Origin of the sequence: Thalassospira lucentensis (genome assembly GCF_001613805.1) — a bacterium.
Lineage (GTDB): Bacteria > Pseudomonadota > Alphaproteobacteria > Rhodospirillales > Thalassospiraceae > Thalassospira > Thalassospira lucentensis_A.
Genome location: NZ_LPVY01000004.1, coordinates 108,825 through 116,686, shown reverse-complemented (window position 1 = coordinate 116,686; position 7,862 = coordinate 108,825). Strand labels below are relative to the sequence as shown.

Here is a 7,862-nt window from a genome sequence, read left to right as displayed (position 1 = left end):
AAAGTTCTTGATTTGTTCTTTTCGTTGTGGCATAAAGATAAAGTCAACAGGACAAATGGGTCCGGAGACAAAACCCGCAAAGCGTGATCCGCTTTTGCGGGTTTTTTGCGTTTCGGGCGGTAAAGACAGGAATAAGACGATGATGCGACAGCGATCTGACGGGATGGAATGGCGGGGGCAGCGTCGTCAAAGGGACGCCATTGGCGCATGGAAAAGTCATTACGGCGGTTGTGCGTTTGGGCCGTGAGGCCGTCGGAAATTTACGAAAAACGGGTGTTTATCATGACGGGAGAGATGTGTCCTTAGGGCAAGGGCGTTTGTTCGGGGCAGCGAGAGCCGGGACCGTCCGGTCAGTCCGGTCGGTGAAGCGTGACAATGCCGAGAATCAGCGGGCCCGAATTGCGCCCGGATTGGGTCGGCACTGGATCGGCTGGCCGGGGTGCCGGGATTGGCTGGCGGAATTGATTGCCGGCAGGCCGATGCATCGTTCGGACATGCCGAAAGGCCGGTCATCGAGGGCGGGACGTGTGCCTGCCATGCGACAACGTTCCTGCTTTGGGGTGAGGTGCGTTTTCGGCGTTCATCGAAAGCCAGAGGTGTTTGCTTGGGGCAGCGGGGATTGGGAGCGAGGCTGGTCTGATGCAGTCCATCCCCCTCTCGTCCAGTCCACCCGGTCGATGGTGTTTGGCAATGCCGCTGGTATCGGGTGTCGGGCTTGGGGTGGTGTTGATCGGTTTGTTTGATCCGCCTGACCGGGATGTGTTCTGGCGTGAGGCAATGCCGGCAGGCCATTCAAGGATGGGACATTGTGGCAGAGCCACGTGCATAGCGGCGGGGCGGTGCGCCCATTTCGCGCCGGAACGCCGTGGCAAAGGAATATTCCGATGCGTAGCCGAGCGAGATTGCGATCTCTGAGATGCTGTTGCGCGTAACCAGCATGCGTTCAGCCGCCAACATCATCCGCCAGCGGGTCAAATAGGCCATCGGGGTGATCTCCATCTTCGCCTTGAACCGCTGTGCAAAGATGGTGCGGGACAGTCCCACGCGCCGCGCAAGGCTTTCGACGGTCCAGGGGGAGCCAGGGGCTGCGTGGATCGCGCCGATTGCCTGGCCGATTGCCGGATCGGCGAGGGCTGCGAGCCAGCCGACCTCGTTGGCACCCACCTGCTCCACATGCAGGCGCAACGCCTCGATCAGCATCATGTGTGATAGCTGCTGTGCCATGAGCGATGAACCAACACGCGTCGCGCGCATTTCCTCCATCATCATTTCAAGCCAGATGCGCAGCCTTGCCGTGCTATCCGCAGTCCGGATGTGAATGAGCGAGGGAAGCGATTGCAGAAGCATTTCTGCATGGCGACCATTCACCTCGAACCGGCTGCCGACAAGATAGCAGTCACCGCCGCCATTCACGGTGATGACATTCCCACCGCTGTTGGGGTCAAGCACCTCGCTTGCCGGGCGCGGTGTCGCATCAGGACTGCCAGCGACGACAATCTCGCGTCCGCTGGGCAAAACGAAACATTCCCCTGTCTTAATGCATACGGCCTCACCTGGTTTTGGCCTTACCCAGCAGCTGCCGCGCATCACCGCATAGCATTTGATGCGGCCTTTGAGGTCGTCTAGCGCAAGCGCCCAGTCGCCTGCCGCATCAAAACCGGCGGTGATGTAGCTTTTCGGTTTCAACAATGACAGCAGGTCGGACAGCGGGTCCATATATTCCCCGGACGAATTCGTAAAAAATGCGGACTTGGAAACATAGGTCGTTCGGGTTTGGTGGTCCATATCAAAGTGCCGACGGACACGCGATGCCACGCGGTTGCACGGTATCTGATCACAACCAGAAAGGAAAAGCCCAATGACTGAGGTTATTGCCAGCGGGATCATCGACGCCGATCCCGAAACCGTTTGGGCGGGACTCAGGGATTTCTCTGGCCCGGCGCGCTGGGTTCGAAATATTGCCACGAGCGAAATCGAGGGAAATCAAGCCGGCGATCAGGTTAGCGCCATCCGCCGACTTGTCTTTGATAACGGCAACGAATTGCGTGAGCGGCTCATCGCGCTTTCCGATCACGACCGATATTTCCGCTATGCCGTGCTGCCAACCGAGAAGCTGCCGATAAGTGATTACAACGGCAAGGTTCAAGTCATTCCGGTCGTCGAAGGCAATCGTTCTCTCGTTCACTGGTGCGGCAATTTTTCCGTCAGCGAAGCTGAACAGGATGAAGTTTGCGCCTGGGTCCGGGGAATTTATCAGCGGGATATAGAAGACATGCAGGCCTATTTTGCCAGGTCCTGAGCGTTCGAGAACGGCAACAAGCGCGGATACCGCACACAAACAGCGCGCGCCGGGTCACCTGCCGAGAACCCCGATCTCAGGCTCTGAGACCAAGGAGATGCAACCATGAAAGCAGCAATTATCACAAGGACGGGGAGTGCTCCTGTCTATGGAGACACTGCCGAACCCGAAGCCAAAGAAGGGGAGATCGTCATCAATGTGACCGCAGCACCGATCAGCCCGGTTGTGCGACTGCGCGCCTCCGCACCAGTTTCCCCCGAAGGGACGGGACTTGCCATCGGTGTCGACGGGGTTGGCACGAATACCTTCGGGGAGCGCGTCTATTTCCTGTTCCCAAAGCAGCCTTTCGGCTCTTTGGCCGAACGAACGCTGGTGCCTGCATCGATGACAGTGCCGGTTCCAGATGGATTGAGCGACACGGCCGCGGCTGCCATGGCGACGGCGGGGCTTGCGTCATGGGTGGCGCTTACGCGGCGTGTTCCGATTGAACCCGGCCAGACGGTCCTTGTCACGGGTGCCAATGGTGCTGCTGGCCATCTCGCATTGCAGATCGCGCGCCATCACGGTGCGGGTCGAACCATTGCCGTTGTCCGCACAGCTACCGGGCTGGAAGGATTGCCTGCGGATCAGGGCATCGCCCTTGATGCGGCGGATGCCGACGACGTGCTGAAGGACGCATTCCGCGAGGGCGTGGATATCGTCCTCGACTTCGCCTGGGGTGGGGTGGCAGAGCGCATTTTTGCGGCCGCGACGACAGGACGCGGCGCACCGACCGGAGAACCGCGCCTGCGCTATGCCGTGATCGGCACTATCGCGGGCCAAACGGTACCGCTGGCAGGATACGGCCTGCAAAGTTCGGGTATCGAGATCGTTGGTTCAGGCATCGGTTCGGTTCCCGTCAGGGACTATCTTGCCGCCTGTGCGGAGCTTTTAAACGCGGCACAGGCGGCTGGATTCTCCGTACCGCATGAAGTCCGGCCTTTAAGCGAAATCGGGGACATCTGGGACCTTGCGGCAACCCATCGCTACGTTATTCGTCCGTAGAACAGGGGATTTCATGCTGCGTGCTTGGAAACGGGACCTGAGGCGGCACAAGCGGCGGCTGATCGGTGGCGGGGTGTGGGCCCGCCATTCGAAAGCGATCAGGTTGAGGGGGCGCTAGTAAGCACCAAACCCCAGAAGATGGGGCAGCCACAGGACCAGACCGGGGATGGCGACCATCAGGATGACGCGGATGAAATCGGCGGCGAGGAAGGGCAGGATGCCGCGGGACAGGGTGGTGATGGTCATGTCCGATGACACGCCCTGAATGATGAACAGGTTCATGCCAATCGGCGGCGTGATCAGGCCGATTTCAACGACCGATACCAGAACCACGCCAAACCAGACCGGATCATAGCCGACGCCGGTAATCACGCCATATGCCGGGACCACCGTCAGAAGGATCATGGAGAGGCTGTCCATGAAGCAGCCCAGCACGACATAAAACACCAGAAGGGCGATCAGAACGACCAGCGGCGAGTAGCCTTGCGTGGTGATCCAGTCGACCAGTGTCTGGGTCAGGCCGCTGGTTTCGATGAAGAAATTGAACAGGGCCGCCCCGATCAGGATCAGGAAGATCATCCCGGTCATGCCAGCGGTTTCGCGAATGCCGGTGCGTAAAACCGACCAGTTCAGCCGTTTGCGCAAAAACGCAAACAGCAGGGCACCACCGGCACCAACAGCCGCGGCTTCTGTGGGGGAAAACAGGCCGGCATAAATCCCGCCGATCACCAGAACGATCAAGACGATGGCATCCCACATGCGCAGCAAGGCACCCCAACGCTGTGACCAGGGGACATAGTCACTGACCGGGGCGAGGGAAGGATTTCGCATGACCTGAATGCGGATGGATATGATGTAAAGCACTGTCGCCAGAAGGCCCGGGATCATCGCACCGGCAAACAGCGCGCCGATGGATTGTTCGGTCATCAGGGCATAGATCACCAGCAGGATTGAGGGCGGGATCAGAACGCCAAGTGTTCCGCCCGCGGCAATCGATGCCCCGGCAAGGCTTTTGGCATAGCCGCGTTCGCGCATTTCAGGAAGGGCGACGCGGCCCATGGTCGCACAGGTCGCAAGCGATGATCCGCAAATCGCGCCAAATACCGCGCTGGCGCCGATGCTGGATGCGGCCAGACCGCCCGGACGATGGCCGGAAAATGCGGTGATGCCGCGAAACAGATTGCCCGATAGCCCGGAATGGGATGCAAACACCCCCATGAAAATGAAGAGCGGCACCACTGAAAGGCCATAGGGGAATATCGCCTCGAACGGGAGGCTTGCCATGACGTAGCTTGCCGACATCCAGTCGGTCAGAAGCAGGGTGCCGATGATGCCGACAACCGCCATTGCGACCGCGACCGGCACCCGCAAAAGGGCCAGTGCGAGAGCCGCCACAAACCCGATCAGTCCCGCCCATTCCGTCGCCATCAGCTCTTCTCGTCCGTTAAAAGCAGTTTTAGAAATTGCACAAGACACACCAGTGTCGAGATCGCCATGCCGGTCAGAAGGAAGGCCCAGAACAGGATCATCGGGATCGCAAGGTTCTGCGACACATCGCCATAGGTCCATTGTTCCATCGCACGGCCCCACGACAGATAAAGCAGGAAGGCCATCAGCCCGGCGCATAAAAGCGGGATCAATCGATCAATGGTTTTAAACAGGATGCGAAGGCGGTTCTTGCCGATCAGGTCAACCGTGACATGGGCATGGGCGCTAAAGGCATAGGGGATCGCCCATGAGGCGGCGGCCATAACGCAAAACTGGGTCAGGTCAACTGCCCCGACCAGCGATTGCCCGCCAATGCGCCGCCAGATGATATCGACAACCACAATGGCAATCGCCCCGATCAGGGCCGCCATGCCGACAAAGGCCAGAATGTCGGTCAGTCGGTTCATGAAGTGATCAATGTGGCAGACCGCGGCATAAAGCCGCGATCCACCGGATTTTTCAGCACGATGCGTCATTTGTCGCCAGCGTGATATTTGGCATCAAATTCCGCGATCAGTTCCTGCGCGCGTTTATAGATGGCTTCGGGGTCGGAGACGCCCTTTTCCTTCAGCCCGGCCAGATATTCCTGGATCATCGGCTGGGATGCTTCCTGCCATTGAGTACGGGTGGCGTCATCAATCGTGATGATTTCATTGCCGTGTTGTTCGGCATTGGCCTTGCCAACGGCTTCCCATTTGGTCCACCAGTCGCCAAATTTGCCGACAAGGACGTCGCCGGAAATTTCGTCGATGGCGGCACGGACATCGTCGGGCAGGCTGTCATATTTTTTCTGGTTCATCACGAAATAGAAGCCGGCGGTATAGGCCGCGGCATCGGTGTGATATTTCAGAAGTTCGTTGGCCTTGACCGCGTTGACCAGATCCCAGGTGGCAACCAGACCTTCGATATTGCCCTTTTGCAGGTTTTCGTAAATCGCCGATGGCGGCAGGCCGACCGGGGATGCGCCAAAGGATTCCAGCATGGCCGAAATCGCCGGGCTTGGCGTTCTGAGGCGCAGACCCTTGAGGTCGTCAAGGGATCGAACCGGGTTATCAAGGGTATGGATCAGGCCGCCCGGATGGGTGAACAGGGCAAGGAGCTTGAAGTCTTTATAGTCGCTGCCAAGCAGACCTTCCTTGTAAAGCGTCCAAAGGGTTTCAGACCCGGAATCGGCATATTTCACCAGAAACGGCAGTTCAATGATCGAGGCGGCCGGATAGCGGTCACGCGGGATGCCGTTCAGGCCAACGGCCATATCCATCACGCCTGCGCGGACCTGATCGGCCTGACGGTCGATTTTGCCAAAGGCCGATGTCGCGTCATAAATTTCGACTTCGACCTTGCCGTTGGTTTTTTCCGACAGTTCCTTGCCCCAGCTTTCGAGGAAGTCTTTCTGGAAGCCGTGGCTTGGCGGCAGATAGTGGCTGACCTTCAGCGTGATATCGGCGGCCTGTGCCATGCCCGCACCGGCCAGAATCGTTGCCCCGGCCAGAAGCCCAAGCAGTGTGTTGCGAAGTTTCATCGGTTTCATGTTCCTCTCCCTGTTTTCTGATCATGTGTTTGATCGTGCTTTTGATCGGTCCGGTGCCAAGGGCGCATCACGGCCGCTGATGGGCTTTCCACGTTCTGATCATCGGTGTGGAGTGCTGTTTTTTCTTTGAATTGGAATTATGATATATATAATCAATTACGCAATATGAAATTTATGCAGGTAAATTTTGACCAAAGCCCCATCGAAAAACATCCCGGTTGCGGATAGCGACATCGATATTTCGGACGCGGTTGATGCGGCGGATACGCGCAAGGGCATTCAGTCGGTCGAGGTCAGTGGCGTGATTATCGCGGCATTGTGCGACTTCAAATTCCCGGTACCGTTAAAGGATCTGGCGGCGGCGGTGGATATGCCACCGGCAAAGGTTCATCGCTATCTGGCGAGTCTGGTTCGCATCGGTCTTGCCTGGCAGGATGATCTGACCGGGCTTTATGGCCTGGGGCCGATGGCGTTGCGGATGGGGATTTCGGCGATTGAACGCAATGATGTGGTGATGCGGGCCGGGCGGCTTTTGCGCAATCTGGCGATTGATTTGCGGTCGTCCGGGCATTTGGCGATCTGGGGCGAACGCGGGCCGGTCCTGATCCGGACCGAGCATGGCGGGCCACCGATCATATCGACCATGGGGCTTGGCACGGTGATGCCGTTATTGCGGTCGGCCACCGGGCAGGCGTTTTTATCGACCATGCCGCGCGGGGCGATTGAGCATGTGATCCGGGCCGAACAGGATATCCTGCATTGGGATGATGCGACGGTGGATCGGTTGATCATTGAAACGCGCGAACGCGGTGCGGCGGTGATCGAAGGCGATATCGTGCCGGGTTTATCGGCGATCAGTGCGCCGGTTTATAATCTGGACGGGGCGGTGGCGTGTTGCGTGACATTGATGAACCCGAAGGCCAATTATTTTCAGCCGGGGCAACCGGCCTTTGACGTGTTTTTGCGCGCGATTGCCGATTTCACCCAAAGCTGGGGCGGGCAGCCGCGTGATGAGGCCGAGGACATTCAAACAGCAATTGTCACAGGAAATGTCACAGGGACCATCAAAGATCGTTCAGCTTTGTCAGGAGGTCGGAAAGGCGTTTGAAATCCGCATCGCCCAGAAAATCGCGGACCTTTTTGTCATAGGCAATGCCCGCCTCGCACAGTGACTGAAAGGCCGATTGGCCCTGTGATGTCAGTTCAAGGCGATGAACGCGACGATCATTTTCGTTCTGGACGCGTCGGAGCCAGCGGCGTTGTTCGATGGAAAAAACGGCGCGCGAGACCTTGGTTTTATGAAGCCCCGTATGGGTAACGATTTCGGTCGCGGTAAGTCGGCCATATTGCCCAAGGGTTGCCAGAACCCGCCATTCGGATCGCGTCATCCGGTATCGGTCGCGATAGATGTCGCGGAAGCCAAGACTGACCTTTTCGCTGGCGTGGTGCATCAGGAACGGCAGAAAGCGGTGCAGATCGAATTCGGATTTCATGGCTTTA

The 7,862-nt window shown here is 58.2% G+C and carries 9 protein-coding genes; 4 read left to right on the top strand and 5 right to left on the bottom strand.

Annotation, left to right across the window (positions count from 1 at the left end):
* The coding region (locus tag AUP42_RS21850) for a hypothetical protein (protein ID WP_231858166.1) at positions 1–247 on the top strand (247 nt) is incomplete at its 5' end.
* Positions 248–792: 545 nt separating this feature from the next.
* Here AUP42_RS21850 and AUP42_RS05205 read toward each other — a convergent pair.
* Positions 793–1,716: an AraC family transcriptional regulator gene (locus tag AUP42_RS05205; RefSeq protein ID WP_062949618.1), complete on the bottom strand. Its 924-nt coding sequence runs from the start codon at positions 1,714–1,716 to the stop codon at positions 793–795.
* A gap of 142 nt (positions 1,717–1,858) precedes the next feature.
* Here AUP42_RS05205 and AUP42_RS05200 point away from each other — a divergent pair, with 142 nt between their 5' ends.
* Together AUP42_RS05200 and AUP42_RS05195 are read left to right on the top strand one after the other, a co-directional pair.
* Positions 1,859–2,299, top strand: a complete 441-nt coding sequence (locus AUP42_RS05200) for an SRPBCC family protein (protein WP_062949610.1) — start codon at positions 1,859–1,861, stop codon at positions 2,297–2,299.
* Between the two features lie 105 nt (positions 2,300–2,404).
* Positions 2,405–3,343: a quinone oxidoreductase family protein gene (locus AUP42_RS05195; RefSeq protein WP_062949608.1), complete on the top strand. Its 939-nt coding sequence runs from the start codon at positions 2,405–2,407 to the stop codon at positions 3,341–3,343.
* 114 nt (positions 3,344–3,457) lie between these two features.
* On the opposite strand, the gene AUP42_RS05190 is transcribed toward AUP42_RS05195, so the two are convergent.
* From AUP42_RS05190 to AUP42_RS05180, 3 genes are read right to left on the bottom strand one after another with little or no spacing between them, the layout of a single operon-like run.
* Positions 3,458–4,771 carry a TRAP transporter large permease gene (locus tag AUP42_RS05190; RefSeq protein ID WP_062949606.1) on the bottom strand — a complete coding sequence of 438 codons (1,314 nt, stop codon included), beginning with the start codon at positions 4,769–4,771 and terminating at the stop codon, positions 3,458–3,460.
* On the bottom strand, positions 4,771–5,307 hold the full coding sequence (locus AUP42_RS05185) for a TRAP transporter small permease (RefSeq protein ID WP_062949604.1): 537 nt from the start codon (positions 5,305–5,307) through the stop codon (positions 4,771–4,773). The genes AUP42_RS05190 and AUP42_RS05185 overlap by 1 nt, the downstream gene beginning before the upstream one ends.
* Positions 5,304–6,362, bottom strand: a complete 1,059-nt coding sequence (locus AUP42_RS05180) for a TRAP transporter substrate-binding protein (RefSeq protein WP_062949602.1) — start codon at positions 6,360–6,362, stop codon at positions 5,304–5,306. Before AUP42_RS05180 ends, AUP42_RS05185 begins: the two co-directional genes overlap by 4 nt.
* Positions 6,363–6,549: 187 nt before the next feature.
* On the opposite strand from AUP42_RS05180, the gene AUP42_RS05175 reads away from it, so the two are divergent.
* Complete coding sequence (locus AUP42_RS05175; RefSeq protein ID WP_062949600.1) at positions 6,550–7,470, top strand: IclR family transcriptional regulator; 921 nt, start codon at positions 6,550–6,552, stop codon at positions 7,468–7,470.
* Here AUP42_RS05175 and AUP42_RS05170 read toward each other — a convergent pair.
* Entirely contained in the window at positions 7,427–7,855 is a 429-nt protein-coding gene (locus tag AUP42_RS05170; protein WP_062949598.1) for a MarR family winged helix-turn-helix transcriptional regulator, read from the bottom strand. The two genes, AUP42_RS05175 and AUP42_RS05170, sit on opposite strands and share 44 nt — an antisense overlap.
* Positions 7,856–7,862 lie beyond the last annotated feature (7 nt).